Below are 15,822 nucleotides of genomic sequence, written 5' to 3' on the forward strand. Positions count from 1 at the left end.
CAAGGAAGCAGGAACGGAGTGTGGCGGGCGGCCTTGCGTTGGTGCCGGCCGCCTTCCTCGCCCTCGTGGCGGCCGGCGCCTTTCTGCCGCTCGCGGTGCTGGCGCTGCCGGACGCGGGCGCGGAGATCGGCGATGCGCTCGGCGATCCGGTGATCTGGCGGGCGTTGCGGTTCACCCTTCTCCAGGCCGCCCTGTCGACGGGAATTTCGCTTGCCTTTGCGGTGCCGGTCGCGACCGCGTTCTACGAACTGCGCCGTTTTCCCGGAAGCGGCGCGCTGCTGCGCCTGTTCGTCCTGCCGCTCGCCCTGCCGCAGATCGTCGCCGTTCTGGCGATCGTCGGCCTCTACGGGGAGCAGGGGATGTTCAGCCGGCTGGCGGAAAGCGCGGGTCTGGGTTTTCCGTCGATCTACGGTCTGACGGGCATCCTGATCGCGCATGTCTTCTTCAATATGCCGCTTGCCGTGCGTGTCGTCCTTGGGGCTCTCGGCTCGATGCCGGCGGAATATGATCGCCTCGCGCACCAGCTCGGCATGGATTTCGTTTCGCGGTTCCGCTTCGTCGTGTGGCCTTTCATGCGGCCGGCACTGATGTCGGCGTCGTCGCTGATCTTCATGCTCTGCGTGACCTCGTTCACCGTGGTCCTGACGCTTGGTGGCGGCCCCCGCGCGACGACGCTGGAAGTGGCGATCTACCAGGCGCTGACCTTCGATTTCGATATCGCGCGCGCAGTGCTGCTCGCCGTCATCCAGGTCGCCGTCACCGCGCTTGCCTTCATCCTTCTGACGCGCGCCGGCGGCGAGGTCTCCGCCGGCTTGACGCTGGGCGGGCTCCGGTCGTTCCCGATGCGCCGCGGTCTCCTGTTGCGGGTGGCGTCCTTCGCCGTGATCCTGATTGGCGCCCTGTTCGTTCTCGCGCCCTTCCTCGTCATCATTTGGCGCGGTGTCGCCGCCGACCTGCCGGGGCTCGCGGGTCAGGCGAGCGTGCGTGCGGCCGTGATGACGAGCCTGGTGCTCGCCACACTGGCGGCGCTGCTGGCGGTCACAATGTCGCTGATGCTTGCGACAGGCATCGCAAAGGCGGCCGCCGCGCGGCGTTTTTCGGGCGCGCCCGGGAAAAGCGAGCGCCTGCTCGGACAGACATCGAGCCTGATCCTGGTCGTGCCGCCCGTGGTGATCGCGGCGGGATGGTTCATCGTGATCCGTCGCTTCGGCGACGTCTATGCCGCCGCGCCGCTGATGGTGGTGATCGTCAATGCGGCGATGGCTATCCCCTTCGCCATGCGGCTGCTGCTGCCGGCCGCGATGAGCGCGTCCGAGCGCTATGACCGTCTGTGTCGCCAGCTCGGGCTCGCGGGGTTCGCGCGCTTGCGTCTCGTGACGTGGCCGCTGTTGCGCCGCGTTATGTGGCTTGCGCTGGCCTTCTCGCTGGCCCTCTCACTGGGCGATCTCGGCGTGATCGCGATATTCGGATCGCAGGATGTCCAGACGCTGCCCTACCTGATCCTGCAACGCATGGGCAGCTACCGGACCCAGGATGCCGCCGGCCTCGCCCTGATCCTGTGCGTGATGACCATGGTTCTGATGATGATCGCGGATCGCGGCGGGCGGCAGAACGAAAGAGACCGGGAGAACGGATGATGACGGAACAAAGGGTCGCGATGACCTGCGAGGATGTGCGGTTTCGCTACCGTGGCGACGCGCCCGAGATGCGGTTCGATTGTGCGTTTCCCACCGGCGCGGTGACGGCGCTGATCGGGCCGAGCGGATCGGGCAAATCCACCTTGATCAATCTGATTGCGGGCTTTGAGACGCCGGATGAAGGCGCGATCCGTTTCGGTGATCGCGACATTACGCAGGAGCCGGTCTCCGAGCGGCCGGTGTCGATGGTGTTTCAGGAAAACAACCTGTTTTCGCATTTGTCCGTTTTCGACAATGTCGCGCTCGGGGTCTCTCCGTCCCTGCGGCTGACCGGGGAAGATCGTGGCAGGGTCGAAGTGGCGCTGGCCGGTGTCGGTCTGTCCGGCTATGGAAACCGGCTGCCGGCGCAGCTTTCCGGCGGCGAGCGGCAGAGGGTCGCGCTGGCCCGGGTGATCGTCCGGCAAAAGCCCGTGTTGCTGCTCGACGAGGCATTCGCCTCGCTCGGTCCGGCGCTTCGGGCCGACATGCTCGACCTGCTGGCCTCGATCCATGACGAACGGCACATGACCACCGTCATGGTGACCCATTTCCCGGAAGATGCGCGGCGGATCGCGGCGCATACGGTCTTTCTCGCAGACGGGGCAGTCATCCTGGAGGGCGATACGGCGTCGCTGCTCGATTCGGAGACGGCTCCGGCGCCGGTTCGTGCCTATCTCGGCGAGAAAGAGGAAGTTTCCGACTGACCGTCGCGGGGACGGTCGGACGCGGTTTCGCCCAATTTGAATGGCAGTGCGTCCTCCATGAGGGACATGTTCGCAGCTGGGCCTGCGCAAGGGACTTGTCGTCGGCATGGGCTTGCCTGTAAGCCGGCGCAAGGGATCTTGGGGCAAGTCCCGCCGATTCGAGTGCCGGATATTGTTACCCGCATGAAGTGCAAGACGTTCACGATGAAAGCGGCCCCGGGACGCAGCGCCACGCCTCTGCGCGGCGTACGGTTGGCGTTTGTCGCCACAGCTTCGCTTCTGGTCGCGTCTTGCCAGAACCTGTCGGAATTGATGGGCGATTCCTCGATCAAGCCCTCGAACAATCCGGTCATTGCCGAGAATGTGCGCTCCGGAAAGCTCGCCCGCGTCGGCGAGGCCCAGCATCCGAAGATTCTCGCCACCTATGGCGGCGAATATTCCAATCCGAAACTGGAGCGGATGGTCGCGGGCATCGTCGGCAAGCTTGTCACGGTTTCCGACAATCCGAGCCAGGTCTACCAGATCACCATCCTCAACTCGCCGAACGTCAATGCGTTCGCCTTGCCGGGCGGGTATCTCTACATCACGCGCGGCCTGCTTGCGCTTGCCAACGATACGGCCGAACTCGCTGCCGTGATCGCGCATGAGATGGGCCATGTCACGGCCAATCACGGTATCTTGCGCCAGCAGAAGGAAGCCGAGGTCGAACTGGCAAGCCGCGTCGTGTCGGACGTGCTGTCGGACAAGGACGCCGGGCGGCGCGCGCTGGTGCGCGGCAAGTTGCGTCTCGCGCAGTTCTCGCGCAACCAGGAGCTTCAGGCCGACGCGATCGGGATTGCGGCCATCGGCGAAGCCGGCTTCGACCCCTATGCCGCCGCCGATTTCCAGAAGACCATGGCGGCCTATATGGAATTTCGCAACAAGTCGGGTGACGGCGACACGAGCCTCGATTTCCTCGCGACGCATCCCTCGACGCCGCAGCGTATCGAACTGGCGATCGGCCATGCGCGCAAGTTCGGCTCGCGCGGCCAGGGCGAGCGGAACCGCGAGAGCTATCTCGCCGGTATCGACGGAATGCTGTTCGGAGACACGGCCGAGGAAGGCTATGTGCGCGGACAGGTCTATTCGCACGCCGCGCTCGGCATCACCTTCACCTTCCCGAAAGGCTTCGACATCGACAACCGGGCGGAGGCGGTGCTCGGTTCGCGCGAGGCCGACAACGCCGCGATCCGCTTCGACGGCGCTGAGGTGTCGTCCAACCAGTCGTTGGCGGCCTATATCGCAAGCGGCTGGGTGGAAGGGCTTGATCCGACATCGATCCGTCCGATCACCGTCAACGGCATGAATGCGGCGATGGCCCGCGCCACCGCCGACCAGTGGGATTTCGACATTACCGTGGTTCGCGCCGGCAGCTCGGTTTACCGAATCCTGACCGCAATGCCGCGCGGCTCATCGCAACTCGGCGCGCTCGCCCAGTCCGTGCGCGGCAGTTTTCGGCGGTTGTCCGCGGCCGAGAAGAAGGCGCTGAAGCCATTGACGCTGGACATCGTCAAGGCCGTGCCCGGCGAGACCGACAGGTCTATCGCCGCCCGCATGCGCGGCGTCTCGCGCCCGCTCGAACTGTTCCGGGTACTCAACGGGCTCGCCGCCGGCGAGAGGGTCGAGACCGGGCGATCCTACAAGATCGTGACAGACTGAACCGGAACCGTGGTTCCGGGTGCAGTTCAGGTTTGGATTGAAACAACCGCATCGAGAATGCGCGTTCGCGCCAAAGGCAAGAGGCAGCGCATTTCGATTCTATCGCAACCTGACATGCACTAGGCGTGCATGGCCGCCATGTCGGGATTGCCGCTGACGAGTGCGCCGCGCAGCTTTTCCAGAGCCCGGTTCTCGATCTGTCGCACGCGCTCCTTCGAGATACCAAGCTCCGTTCCGAGCGTTTCCAGCGTCGCGCCGTCCTCGGTCAGGCGCCGCCTGACGATGATCCGTTTTTCGCGGTCATTGAGAATCTCCAGCGCGTCCTGCAGCCACTCGGAGCGCCGCTTGTCGTCGATCATCCCTTCGACCACCTCGTCCTGCAGCGGACGATCGTCGACGAGAAAATCCATGCGCGCGGCACCGGCTTCATCCTCGGAGGAGACCGGAGCGCTGAGTGAGGTGTCCGGCCCGGACAGGCGCGAATCCATCAGGGCGACATCTTTCTCCGAGACGCCGAGCGCGTCGGAAATCTGCCGGTACATCGACGATTGGGACGATGTCGAGCCGCCTTGCGCGAGGCGCGCGCGCAGCCGACGCAGATTGAAGAACAGGGATTTCTGGGCGGAACTCGTGCCGCCGCGCACGATCGACCAGTTGCGCAGGATGTAGTCCTGCATGGAGGCCCGTATCCACCATGTGGCATAGGTGGAAAAGCGCACGTCGCGTTCGGGCTCGAAACGCGCGGCCGCCTCGAGCAGACCGACATGGCCCTCCTGGATGAGATCGTTCATCGGAAGGCCGAAATTGCGGAATTTCGACGCCATGGAGATGACGAGGCGCATATGCGCGGTCGTGATCCTGTGAAGGGCGTTCTGGTCCTGCTTCTCTTTCCACAGGACGGCGAGATCGTGCTCTTCTTCACGTTCGAGGTAAGGGGCGGCCATTGCGGCCTTGACCATCGAACGTCTTGCCAGTTCCGAACCCATGCCGCTCTCCCGATCGTTTGAATTTGGAATGTTTATCCACGATACGCCTTTTTATGGCGATTAGATCACGTTTCGGCTGGACGGGCCGTCAATGCCGGCTGAACAACGCGCGCAAGTTGTTCTCCGCAAAAGAAAAACCCGGCCGCAGGGGCCGGGCTTCACGATTTCGTGACGAAGGTTCGTCGGCCTGTCAGGCCGCTTCTTCCTGTGCGTCGGACTCGTCGTTTTCCGCCTTGGCGCCGCGCTTCGGACCCTTGTTGAGATTGGTCTCGATCAGGCGGACGGCCTCGGTGTCGGAGATCTTGTTGACGGCCGCGATTTCGCGCGCCATCCGGTCCAAGGCAGCCTCGTAGAGCTGACGCTCGGAATAGGACTGCTCCGGCTGGTTCTCGGCGCGATAGAGATCGCGAACAACCTCGGCGATGGAGATCAGGTCGCCGGAATTGATCTTGGCGTCATATTCCTGCGCGCGGCGCGACCACATGGTGCGTTTCACGCGGGCACGGCCCTGAAGGATCTTCAGCGCGCGTTCGACGAAATCCGGCTCGGACAGCTTGCGCATGCCGATCGCCACGGCTTTCGCAACCGGCACCTTCAGGCGCATCTTGTCCTTCTGGAACTCGACGACGAACAGTTCGAGCTTGTGGCCCGCTACTTCCTGCTCTTCGATGGCCGCGATCTGGCCAACACCGTGAGCCGGATACACGATGAACTCGCTGGTCTTGAAACCCTGCCGTTGAGACGTCTTTTTCGAGGCAGTCGCCATACTTCGCTTACTCCCTGTCGGGCGCCCGCCGGACCATTCCGCCGGAGCCGCAACTCGTTTCTTGCCATTCCCGCACATGCGCATGCGCCAAACCGGAGCCGACTGGAGTCGTAAAGACCTACCCGATAGACTACCGGTTGCAGAGGCGTTCCTTCATAGAGGGAGCGTCAAACAGCCCAAAAGCGTGACGTGCGATGACATTCTTGTGTGTATAGCACAAAAATGCGCGTTTTTCAATGCGTTGCACAAATATCAGGCCGAAGGGTCGCGGCTTTCACGGAATTGCCTTAACGGAAATGGAAATCCCGCGCCCGTTTTTCAAGGCGCTTTGGCCTTCCGGAACGCGCGCGTCCGGGCGGTCAGTCGCCTTCGCCCGGTTCGGGAGAGAAGTATTTCTCATATTTCCCGTCAACGCCGTCGAGGTCCTTGGCGTCGGCCGGCAGTTCGCGCCGAACGGTGATATTCGGCCACTTCTCGGCATATTCCGTGTTGATCTTGAGCCAGTTTTCCAGACCGGGCTCGGTATCCGGGCGGATCGCGTCGGCCGGGCACTCCGGTTCACAGACGCCGCAATCGATGCATTCGTCCGGGTGGATGACGAGCATGTTCTCGCCTTCATAGAAGCAATCCACCGGGCAAACTTCCACGCAATCGGTGTATTTGCAGCGAATGCAGTTGTCGGTGACGATGTAGGTCACAGCCACGCTCCAGTACGGTCGGGGGCCGGCGGAGAGCCGGCGAAACAGTCGCGCGGATGGGTAGCGGCTTTGCCAGAAGCGTGCAAGAGGGCAAAAACGCGCGGTGCCGAACCATTTTTCGACGGATCGGGCCGCGCGCGCAATCTGGTTCTCAGTTGCCGCCGATGGCCTGCCGGAAGGCCTCGAAAGAGGCTTTCGGCGTGCGGAGCTGCGTCTCGTAGTCGACATGGACGAGGCCGAAGCGCGGCGCGTAGCCCTCCGCCCATTCGTAATTGTCGAGCAGCGACCAGCCGAAATAGCCCTTCACAGGCGCACCGTCCGCGATCGCACGATGCACAGCCTGGAGATGGGCGTCGAAATAGGCGACACGCTCGCTGTCGTCGACGCGGCCGTTTTCGATATTGTCCGGCCAGGCCATGCCGTTTTCCGTGACGATGATAGGCGTCTCGCCGGTGTAGTCGCGGGCGAGCCGCGTCAGGAACCCGCGTAGACCTTCCGGATAGATCTCCCAGCCAAGCCCCGTTTTCGGCAGCGGGCCCGGCACCGGTTTGAGCGACGGCCATGCGCTTGCGGGATCATGGGCGATATTGGAGCGGGTGTAATAGTTCACGCCGAGCCAGTCGATCGGCGCGCCGATGGAGTCCAGATCGTTCTCGTAGCCATCGGGCATGTGCCCGGCGAAGCCTTCCAGGATGTCCTCCGGATAGCTCTTTTGCGTCAGCGCCTGGATGAACCAGCGATTGTAGTGCCCGTCCTGTCGCCTCGCCGCGGCGATGTCTTCTTCTATGTCCGATGCCGGGTTGGCATGTTCGAAATTCAGCACGATGCCGAGATTCTTCTGGCCGGCGGCGCGGAGCGCCTCGGTCGCGCGGGCATGGGCCACAAGAACATGGTGCATGGCGCGGGCCGTCGCGCGGATATCGCGCATGCCGGGCGCGTGGATGCCAAGGAAATGCGAGAGCCAGGCGACGCACCATGGCTCGTTGATCGTGGCGACGCTTTCCATGCGGTCGCCGATACGGGCGATGACCGTTTGCGCATAGTCAGCGAAACGGGACGCGGTGTCGCGGTTGCGCCAGCCGCCGAGATCGGCGAGGGCGGCCGGAAGGTCCCAGTGATAGAGCGTCAGATACGGTTTCAAACCGCGCTCAACGATGGCGTCGGCGAGCCGGTCGTAGAAATCGAGGCCTTCCGGATTGACCGATACGCCGTCCGGCATCACCCGCGCCCAGGAGGTCGAGAAGCGGTAGGCGTCGAAACCGCCCGCGCGCATCAGGTCGAGATCGTCCGCGTAGCGGTGATAGTGGTCGCAGGCGACAGCGCCAGTATCGGCATTCCGGACATTTCCAGGTGTCGCGGCAAACGTGTCCCAATGCGAAGGGCCGGCGCCGCCGAAGGACGCGCCCTCGATCTGGTAGGCGGCCGTCGCCGCTCCGAAAATGAAATCGTCGGGAAAGTCGGATCGGCGCAAGGAGAAGGTCATCGGGCTCACTTTATCGTTACAGTTGGCTTATCGCGGCGAATCCGCGACGCGTCAATCGTCATCGCCGGTCAATTTGTCGAGCGCGCGCCTTTCCTTCTTGGTCGGCCTGCCTGCGCCCGGCTCGCGCTTGCCGGAAACGCGATCGAGCGCATTGTCGGGCTTTGGCGGCGGTGGCGGAGAATGGTCTTCGTAAAGCAGGCGGGCTTCCGGCGCGGGGCCGCGCCGGGTGCCGCAATCGATCACCTTGTAAACGATGACGCGCCGGGGCAGCGTGACAGTCAGGACGTCGCCGGGCCTGACCTCATGGCTTGCCACCGAAATCTTGGCGCCGTTGACCCGAACATGACCGCCCTGGGCAAGCTTGGCGCCGAGCGTCCGCGATTTCGCCACGCGGGCGAAGAACAGCCATTTGTCGATGCGCTGGCGATCAGCGCTCATGGCCTTTGCGGATCATTTCTTCATCTGGTCCTTCAGGGCGGCGAGTTTCGCGAAGGGCGAATCCGGATCCATCGGCTTTTCGCGGCGCGGCGGGCGGGCAGATGCGGCCACGTCGCCTTTCGGCTTGCCCTTCTGGCCATGATCGCGCTTGCCTTTCGGCTTGCCGTGACCGCCCTTGCCCCTCCGGTCGCCGTCGGGCCGCTGGCCTTGCGGGCGCTGGCCGCGCCGGTTGCGGTCGCCGCGCACCTGGTACCAGACCATGACCGGCTTCGGCTCCTCGGCCTCTTCCGGTTCGGCGGCCTGTTCCACCGGTTGTTCGGTGGGCGTCTCGACAGCCTCGGCCGGTGCCGGGGCGTCCTGCGCCGCCGTTTCCGGGGCCGGCTCGGCTGCGCCGGCTTCGGGCGCGGGCGTTTCCGGTTGCGTTTCCGCGGGTGCGGGCTCTTCGGCTGGCGCCTCCGGTTGGGCTTCGGCGGATGCGGCCGCTGGCTCCTCGGTCGGTGTCTCCGGTGCGGCGGGCGCGTTGGCGGCCTTCAGCGCCGTGAGCTTTTCATCGAATTCCGCCGGTTCCACCTTGTCGTGGCGGTAGCCGAGGCTGCCGAGCACGGCTTCCATGTCTTCCGCCGTCGCGCCGAGGATCGACATCATCGCCGGAGTGACGAAGAAGCGGCCGCCGCCGGCGGCGCCGTCGGGCAACGTCCCGGAGCCTTCGCGCCATTGCAGCGCCGGGCGGATCAGGTCGGCCAGCCGCTCGAGTATATCGACACGCACCGCGCGCGATCCCAGATGCCGGTAGCCGGCGAGCTTGTAGAAGGCGGTGTCGTAGGACGGGTCGGGCACGAGCGACGTGCGGCCTGTCGCCAGCTGCTGCACGACGTCGCCGTAGCCCGGCTTGTCCTTCCCGTCGTTCTGCAAGGCCCAGAGCAGGGTCAGAAGGCCGGCGGGCGCCGGTTTGACGAGTGACGGAACGAAGATGTGGTAGAATCCGAAACGCGCGCCATAGCGGCGCAGCGCGGCGCGGCCGTCCTGGTCGAGCGATTTGATCTCGTCGGCGATCTCGCGGCGCGGAACGATGCCGTAATTCTCGATCAGGCGGAACCCGATGCCGCGCGCGATCCCGGACAGTTCGTCAGCGCGGCCGAGATCGACCAGCGGCTTCAGATGCGTCTCGATGTGATGTCCGACGAAACGCTCGGCGCGGGCGGCGACCTTGTCGCGCGCCGGGCCGGTCAATTGTTCGTCGGCCAGCAAGACGAGGCGGGGCTTCAGCCATTCCTCGCCCGACGTCAGCGTTCCGACCGGCTGGCCGAGCCAGCGCAGCACGCCATCGGAACCGAGGGCGAAATCGGAATTGCCCGCCGCGGCAAAGCGATCGGCGCGCGCCTCGAACTCGGTTGCGAGCGCCTTCGCGGCGGCTGCCTTGACGGCCTTCGCATCCTCGCCCTCGGCGGATTTGTCCGCTGAAAAACGGAATCCGTCCAGTTGGCCGATATGATGGCCTTCGACAGTTACATCGCCGCTAGGGCTTATTTCTGCTTCCATTGTCACGTTCTCTCGCAACCGCTTCATGAGCACGGATGTCCTGCGGTCTACGAAGCGTTTCGTCAACCTGTCATGCAACGCGTCGGACAGCTTGTCCTCGATGGCGCGCGTCTTTTCCTGCCAGTGTAGCGGATCGGCAAGCCATCCGGGCCTGTTGGCGACATAGGTCCAGGTGCGGATTTGCGCGATTCGCGCCGACAGCGTGTCGATCTCGCCGTCGGCGCGGTCGGCGCGAAGCACCTGCTCGGCCATATAGTCCTCGTCGACATGGCCGCGCCGGACCAAATCGAGGAAAATCTGTGAAATGATATCGGCATGCTGGGCCGGCGCGATCTTGCGATAGTCGGGCAGGACGCAGGCGTCCCACAAAAGCGAGACCTCGTCGCGGCCCCGGCATGTGTCGGCGACGGTCGCGTCGCGCGACAGGAAGTCGAGCGCCCGCTGATCGACCGCCGGCAGCGCCTTGGTCAGGCCAGGTGTCTCCGGCGGCACTTCCAGCGAGCGGAGCAAATCGGCGATCGACCCGAAGTCCAGTTCGCGCGAGCGCCACTGCAGGACCTTCACGGGGTCGAACTCGTGGCCCTCGATGCGCTTCACCGTCTCGTCGTCGAGCGGGTGGGCGTGGCCCGACACGCCGAATGTGCCGTCGCGCATGTGGCGGCCGGCGCGGCCGGCGATCTGGCCCATCTCGGCGGGGTTCAGATCGCGAAACGCATAGCCGTCGAATTTGCGCAATTGTGCGAAGGCGACATGGTCGACATCCAGGTTGAGGCCCATGCCGATGGCGTCTGTGGCGACGAGGTATTCCACGTCGCCATTCTGGTAGAGTTCGACCTGGGCGTTGCGCGTGCGCGGGCTCAGCGCGCCCATCACGACCGCCGCACCGCCGCGCTGGCGGCGGATCAGTTCGGCGATGGCGTAGACCTCGTCGGCGGAGAAGGCGACGATCGCCGAACGGCGGGGAAGACGCGTGATCTTCTTCGAGCCCGCATAGGCGAGGTGGGACAGGCGCGGGCGCGAAACGATATCGATGCCGGGTATCAGGGCGCGCAGGATGCCGGTCATGGTTCCCGCGCCGAGCAGCAGCGTTTCCTCGCGGCCGCGCAGGTTGAGGATGCGGTCGGTGAAGATGTGACCCCGTTCGAGATCGCCGGCCAGCTGAACCTCGTCGATGGCGACGAAGGCCACGTCGGTCTGCGACGGCATCGCCTCGACGGTGCAGACCGAGTAACGCGCCTTGGGCGGCACGATCTTTTCCTCGCCGGTGATCAGCGCGACCTGGCCCGCCCCGACCTTCTGGGCGACGCGGCCATAGACCTCGCGTGCGAGCAGGCGCAACGGCAGACCGATGACGCCGCTCGAATGGGCGACCATGCGCTCGATGGCGTAGTGGGTCTTGCCGGTATTGGTGGGGCCGAGTACCGCCTTGACCGTATGGCCGTCAAAAAAATCGGGAGGCATTGACTCTGTCTTGAAGTTCGAGTCCGGGGATTCCGGCGCTGATGAGCGTCCCGGAGAGCTGACTCCGCGTTTAGCACGCCGTTTCGGCAATTACAGGGCGAAAATCACGCGAAAATGCATGGGTTCTACCGCTCCAGGGTTGTGGAAATTAACAACCAGAACGAGTCTGGAACGAATCGGCGACGAATCGGTGACTGTCATAGGTTGCAGCTTTGTTCCCTACCAGATGTGGTGGCGCAGTGACCCGTCCCTACCAGTACGTGAATCATTGCGTGAGTCATTCGAGGTGTTCCGGTCCGGTTTGTTAACACTTGGCGAAAGCCCCTGTGCCGCCAATTGCGATGCTCGTTAACGAATTGAATTTAATCGACTTTCTTCATGTCTTGTTAACCATGCGGGTTAACCTCCCGGTAAGTTTCCGTTAAGAAACGGAACCGAGGCGGAACGAATCGGCGACGAATCGCTGTTTCCGATGATTTCCCGTTTTGTTCTCACCACATATAGCGTGTCCGCTGTCGCGATGGGCACAACTTTAACGATTCATCGCGGCGAGGCGGGGTGCTTGTGTCGCCTGCTGTTAACCTTTGGCGGTTCGGCGCGGCCCGATCATTCGCTTTTTGCCTTAACGGCGTCGATCAGGCGATAGGCGTCTTCGCTCGCCCATTCGGCCGGGCCGTTCATGTTGGCGACGACGCAATTTTGCGAATCGACCAGCACCGTGACCGGCAATCCGAAGGCGAGACCTTCCTTTTTCATCGTATTGAAGGCCCCGATGGTCGGATCGTGGTAGAAGCCGAGCGTCTCGATGCCGATCTCCTCGAAGAAGGCGCGCGGCTTGGCGTCGTCACCGCCATCGACGGATATCGCCACGACCTCGAAATCATCGCCGCCCTTCTCGGCCTGCAATGCGTCGAGCGCCGGCATCTCGGCGCGGCATGGCGCGCACCACGTCGCCCAGAGATTGACGAGGCGGGGCTTGCCGCCCGTATCGGCGAGCGTGATCGCGTTGCCGTCTCCGTCATTGAATGTCAGCCCGGAAAGATCGTTGGCCTGCGTTCGCGGCGCCATTGCCGCGACCTCGCCGGTCAGGAGCGGTTTCAGCGATGCGCCGGTCTCGATCGCGGCGGCACAGGCCGTCCCGGTCCCGCCGGCATTGCCAGAGAGCATTCCGGTGGCGTATATCCCGCCCGCGCCGGCGATCGCCCCTATCGCGACCGCGATTGCCGCGATTTTCAGGATGGAGGGACGGCTCTCCGCCGACTTTCCGTCACTCGTTTCCGGGATTTTTTCGTTCATGTCCGACGATACCAAAAAAAGCGCTTCCAATCAGATGTGGGGCGGACGTTTCGCGTCCGGCCCGGCGGCAATCATGGAGGAGATCAACGCCTCCATCGGTTACGACCGCAAGCTCTACGCCCAGGATATCGACGGATCGATCGCGCATGCCACCATGCTCGCCGACTGTCACATAATTTCGGCGGAGGATCGCGACAAGATCGTTCACGGCCTGAACACGATCCGGTCAGAGATCGAGTCCGGCGAATTCGCCTTCTCGCGCAAGCTCGAAGACATCCACATGAATATCGAGGCCCGCCTGTCCGAGCTGATCGGTCCGACGGCCGGGCGGTTGCACACCGCGCGGTCCCGCAACGACCAGGTCGCGCTCGATTTTCGCATGTGGGTGCGCGGCGAGGCCGAAAAGGCGGCCGGGCTTCTCAAGAGCCTTGTCGAGACGCTTTTGACCCGCGCCGAGGAACACCGCGCGACCGTGATGCCGGGCTTCACCCATCTCCAGACGGCGCAGCCGGTCACCTTCGGCCATCACCTGATGGCCTATGTCGAGATGTTCTCGCGCGACCGGTCGCGGATGGCGGATTGCCTCGAACGCATGAACGAGTGTCCGCTTGGCGCGGCGGCGCTGGCCGGCACTGGCTTTCCCATCGACCGTCACCAGACGGCGAAGGCGCTCGGCTTTGCCGCGCCGACGCGCAATTCCATCGACACGGTGTCCGACCGCGATTTCGCGCTGGAATACATGGCCGCCGCCTCGATCTGCGCCACGCATCTTTCGCGCTTCGCCGAGGAAATCGTGATCTGGTCGACGCCGCAATTCGGCTTCGTCACGCTGTCGGATGCGTTCTCGACCGGCTCGTCCATCATGCCGCAGAAGAAGAATCCCGACGCCGCCGAGCTGGTGCGCGCCAAGACCGGGCGCATCAATGGCGACCTCGTGTCGCTTCTGACGGTGATGAAGGGCCTGCCGCTCGCCTATTCGAAGGACATGCAGGAAGACAAGGAAGCCGTGTTCGACGCGGCGGAGGCGCTGGAACTGGCGCTGGCCGCGATGACCGGCATGGTCGCCGACCTCACGGTCAACGAGAAGGCGATGCGCGAGGCCGCGGCGTCCGGCTATTCCACGGCGACCGATCTCGCGGACTGGCTGGTGCGCGAACTGGGCATCCCCTTCCGCGAGGCGCATCACGTTACGGGACGCGCTGTGGCGCTCGCCGAGGAGAAGGGCGTGCGGCTCGACCGGCTGACGCTGGACGACCTCAAGTCGATCCATGACGGCATCACGGATGCGGTATTCGACGTGCTGACAGTGAAAAAGTCCGCGGCGAGCCGCAAGAGCTTCGGCGGCACCGCGCCGCAGGAAGTCGGCCGCCAGATCCGCTATCACCGGCGCAAGCTCGACAAGGAAGGCTGAGCGTTTCGCCGGGGGTGTTCATTCACGCATGGCCGCGCTAGGAAAACGATTGTTCGGGTCCGGCGCGCGCCGGAAACAGCGGAAAAGGTTGACGACGATGGGTATCGGCATCACGCGCATTCTCCTTCTGGCGGCGTTGGCCGCGACGCTTACCGCCTGCGGGCGTGCGGGCGATCCGGAATTGCCTCCGGCGGCGGCAGCGGCGCAGAAGGAAAAACCCGCCGACGCGCCCGCCGAGGACCGTCCCTTCATCCTCGATCCACTGATCTGATTTCGCCTCTTCGCAGCAGGGCTTTCCGGTGAACCATTTCGACTATCGCGATGGCGTGCTTCACGCCGAAGACGTGCCCCTTCCGCTGATCGCGGAGGCTGTCGGCACGCCATTCTATTGTTATTCGACCGCGACGCTGGAGCGTCACTACCGTGTCTTCGCCGAGGCCTTCGATGATATCGATGCGCTGGTATGCTACGCGATGAAGGCCAACTCCAACCAGGCGGTGCTTAAGACGCTGGCCGAACTGGGCTCCGGCGCCGACGTCGTGTCCGAGGGCGAGTTGCGGCGGGCTCTCGCCGCGGGCATCCCGGCGGAGAAGATTCTTTTCTCCGGCGTCGGCAAGACAGCGCGGGAGATGGATTTCGCACTTGCCGAGGGCATCCATTGCTTCAACGTTGAATCGGAGCCCGAGCTGGAGCAGCTTTCGGCGCGGGCCGTCGCGGCCGGCAAGACCGCGCGGGTTTCGCTGCGCATCAACCCGGATGTCGACGCGAAAACGCACCACAAGATTTCGACGGGCAAGAAAGGCGACAAGTTCGGCATTTCCTGGCTCCGGGCGCGCGACGTCTATCGCCGAGCCGGGGCGTTGCCGGGCCTGCGCGTCGCCGGCATCGACATGCATATCGGCAGCCAGATCACGCAGTTGCAGCCGTTCGATGACGCGATCCGCCTTCTGACCGACCTGGTCGCGCAGCTGCGCGCCGACGGGCACACGATCGAGCATGTCGATATGGGCGGTGGTCTCGGGATTCCGTATCGCAACGACAATGCGCCGCCGCCGCTGCCGGCCGCCTATGGCGAGATCGTCAAGAAGCACATCCTGCCGCTCGGTGTGAAGGCGATTTTCGAGCCTGGACGGATGATCGCCGGCAATGCGGGCATCCTCGTCACCTCGGTGATCTTTGTGAAGCAGGCGGAGGAGAAGAATTTCGTCATCGTCGATGCGGCGATGAACGACCTCGTCCGCCCGACGCTCTACGAGGCATGGCACGACATGATCCCGGTTCGCGAACCGGTCGCGGACGAAACGCGCATGACGGCCGATATCGTCGGTCCGGTCTGCGAATCCGGCGATTACCTCGCAAAGGACCGCGATATCGCGCAGCTGGCTCCCGACGATCTGATCGCCTTCGGATCGGCCGGCGCATATGGAGCGGTGCAGGCGGGGACCTACAATTCGCGGCTTCTCGTCCCCGAGGTGATCGTGAAGGGCGGAGACTATCACGTCTGTCGGCCGCGCCCGAGCTACGAGGAGCTGATCGGCCTCGACAGCGTGCCGGACTGGTTCTGAGCCGCATTTCCCGTTCGCTCTGACAAGAGTGTGATCGCAATACCGGGTATTGGGCCTCGCATTTGCTATGAAGAGTGCTACTCTTTTGGTCAGGAGAAACG

13 protein-coding genes are annotated in these 15,822 nt (G+C 64.1%); 6 read left to right on the top strand and 7 right to left on the bottom strand.

Features of this window, described 5'->3' with window-relative positions; all coding sequences use genetic code 11:
• Positions 1-20: 20 nt before the first annotated feature.
• The 3 genes from ACQK2M_RS04640 to ACQK2M_RS04650 all read left to right on the top strand — a co-directional run bounded on the left by ACQK2M_RS04640 (position 21) and on the right by ACQK2M_RS04650 (position 4,078).
• Positions 21-1,637 carry a thiamine/thiamine pyrophosphate ABC transporter permease ThiP gene (locus ACQK2M_RS04640; RefSeq protein WP_425416829.1) on the top strand — a complete coding sequence of 539 codons (1,617 nt, stop codon included), beginning with the start codon at positions 21-23 and terminating at the stop codon, positions 1,635-1,637.
• Positions 1,637-2,380 (top strand): thiamine ABC transporter ATP-binding protein, encoded by a 744-nt coding sequence (thiQ, locus tag ACQK2M_RS04645; protein ID WP_425416830.1) that lies wholly within the window; start codon positions 1,637-1,639, stop codon positions 2,378-2,380. The genes ACQK2M_RS04640 and thiQ overlap by 1 nt, the downstream gene beginning before the upstream one ends.
• Before the next feature lie 204 nt (positions 2,381-2,584).
• Complete coding sequence (locus ACQK2M_RS04650) at positions 2,585-4,078, top strand: M48 family metalloprotease (RefSeq protein WP_425419980.1); 1,494 nt, start codon at positions 2,585-2,587, stop codon at positions 4,076-4,078.
• A 119-nt stretch (positions 4,079-4,197) separates the two neighbouring features.
• Here the strand turns inward: ACQK2M_RS04650 and ACQK2M_RS04655 are convergent, their stop codons facing one another.
• From ACQK2M_RS04655 to tlpA, 7 genes are all read right to left on the bottom strand, one after another.
• A complete protein-coding gene (locus ACQK2M_RS04655) occupies positions 4,198-5,064 on the bottom strand; it encodes an RNA polymerase factor sigma-32 (protein WP_223477317.1) in 867 nt (288 codons plus the stop codon).
• A 190-nt stretch (positions 5,065-5,254) separates the two neighbouring features.
• Positions 5,255-5,830, bottom strand: a complete 576-nt coding sequence (locus tag ACQK2M_RS04660; RefSeq protein ID WP_223477316.1) for a CarD family transcriptional regulator — start codon at positions 5,828-5,830, stop codon at positions 5,255-5,257.
• A gap of 359 nt (positions 5,831-6,189) precedes the next feature.
• Positions 6,190-6,528, bottom strand: coding sequence for a ferredoxin FdxA (fdxA, locus tag ACQK2M_RS04665; protein WP_425416831.1), 339 nt, complete (start codon positions 6,526-6,528; stop codon positions 6,190-6,192).
• A gap of 151 nt (positions 6,529-6,679) precedes the next feature.
• Complete coding sequence (locus ACQK2M_RS04670; protein ID WP_425416832.1) at positions 6,680-8,011, bottom strand: GH1 family beta-glucosidase; 1,332 nt, start codon at positions 8,009-8,011, stop codon at positions 6,680-6,682.
• Between the two features lie 51 nt (positions 8,012-8,062).
• A complete protein-coding gene (locus ACQK2M_RS04675) occupies positions 8,063-8,449 on the bottom strand; it encodes an RNA-binding S4 domain-containing protein (protein WP_223477313.1) in 387 nt (128 codons plus the stop codon).
• Between the two features lie 12 nt (positions 8,450-8,461).
• On the bottom strand, positions 8,462-11,449 hold the full coding sequence (locus ACQK2M_RS04680; protein ID WP_425416833.1) for a helicase-related protein: 2,988 nt from the start codon (positions 11,447-11,449) through the stop codon (positions 8,462-8,464).
• 606 nt (positions 11,450-12,055) lie between these two features.
• On the bottom strand, positions 12,056-12,745 hold the full coding sequence (tlpA, locus tag ACQK2M_RS04685; protein ID WP_425416834.1) for a thiol:disulfide interchange protein TlpA: 690 nt from the start codon (positions 12,743-12,745) through the stop codon (positions 12,056-12,058).
• Here tlpA and argH point away from each other — a divergent pair.
• From argH to lysA, 3 genes are all read left to right on the top strand, one after another.
• The gene (gene argH / locus ACQK2M_RS04690) at positions 12,744-14,156 is read left to right on the top strand and encodes an argininosuccinate lyase (protein WP_425416835.1); all 1,413 of its coding nucleotides are present in this window, start codon (positions 12,744-12,746) and stop codon (positions 14,154-14,156) included. The genes tlpA and argH overlap by 2 nt on opposite strands.
• 97 nt (positions 14,157-14,253) lie before the next feature.
• The gene (gene lptM, locus ACQK2M_RS04695; protein ID WP_425416836.1) at positions 14,254-14,427 is read left to right on the top strand and encodes an LPS translocon maturation chaperone LptM; all 174 of its coding nucleotides are present in this window, start codon (positions 14,254-14,256) and stop codon (positions 14,425-14,427) included.
• 28 nt (positions 14,428-14,455) lie between these two features.
• Positions 14,456-15,721, top strand: coding sequence for a diaminopimelate decarboxylase (gene lysA, locus ACQK2M_RS04700; protein ID WP_425416837.1), 1,266 nt, complete (start codon positions 14,456-14,458; stop codon positions 15,719-15,721).
• Positions 15,722-15,822: the final 101 nt, after the last annotated feature.

It is taken from the genome of Oricola indica, from assembly GCF_965227485.1.
GTDB classification, from domain to species: Bacteria; Pseudomonadota; Alphaproteobacteria; order Rhizobiales; family Rhizobiaceae; genus Oricola; species Oricola indica.

Bases quoted from the DNA above. Each gene is read 5' to 3' on its own strand.
- ACQK2M_RS04670 (WP_425416832.1), bottom strand. From the start codon at position 8,011: ATGACCTTCTCCTTGCGCCGATCCGACTTTCCCGACGATTTCATTTTC.
- argH (WP_425416835.1), top strand. From the start codon at position 12,744: ATGTCCGACGATACCAAAAAAAGCGCTTCCAATCAGATGTGGGGCGGA.
- lptM (WP_425416836.1), top strand. From the start codon at position 14,254: ATGGGTATCGGCATCACGCGCATTCTCCTTCTGGCGGCGTTGGCCGCG.
- thiQ (WP_425416830.1), top strand. From the start codon at position 1,637: ATGACGGAACAAAGGGTCGCGATGACCTGCGAGGATGTGCGGTTTCGC.
- tlpA (WP_425416834.1), bottom strand. From the start codon at position 12,745: ATGAACGAAAAAATCCCGGAAACGAGTGACGGAAAGTCGGCGGAGAGC.
- ACQK2M_RS04675 (WP_223477313.1), bottom strand. From the start codon at position 8,449: ATGAGCGCTGATCGCCAGCGCATCGACAAATGGCTGTTCTTCGCCCGC.
- ACQK2M_RS04650 (WP_425419980.1), top strand. From the start codon at position 2,585: ATGAAAGCGGCCCCGGGACGCAGCGCCACGCCTCTGCGCGGCGTACGG.
- ACQK2M_RS04655 (WP_223477317.1), bottom strand. From the start codon at position 5,064: ATGGGTTCGGAACTGGCAAGACGTTCGATGGTCAAGGCCGCAATGGCC.
- ACQK2M_RS04660 (WP_223477316.1), bottom strand. From the start codon at position 5,830: ATGGCGACTGCCTCGAAAAAGACGTCTCAACGGCAGGGTTTCAAGACC.
- ACQK2M_RS04680 (WP_425416833.1), bottom strand. From the start codon at position 11,449: ATGCCTCCCGATTTTTTTGACGGCCATACGGTCAAGGCGGTACTCGGC.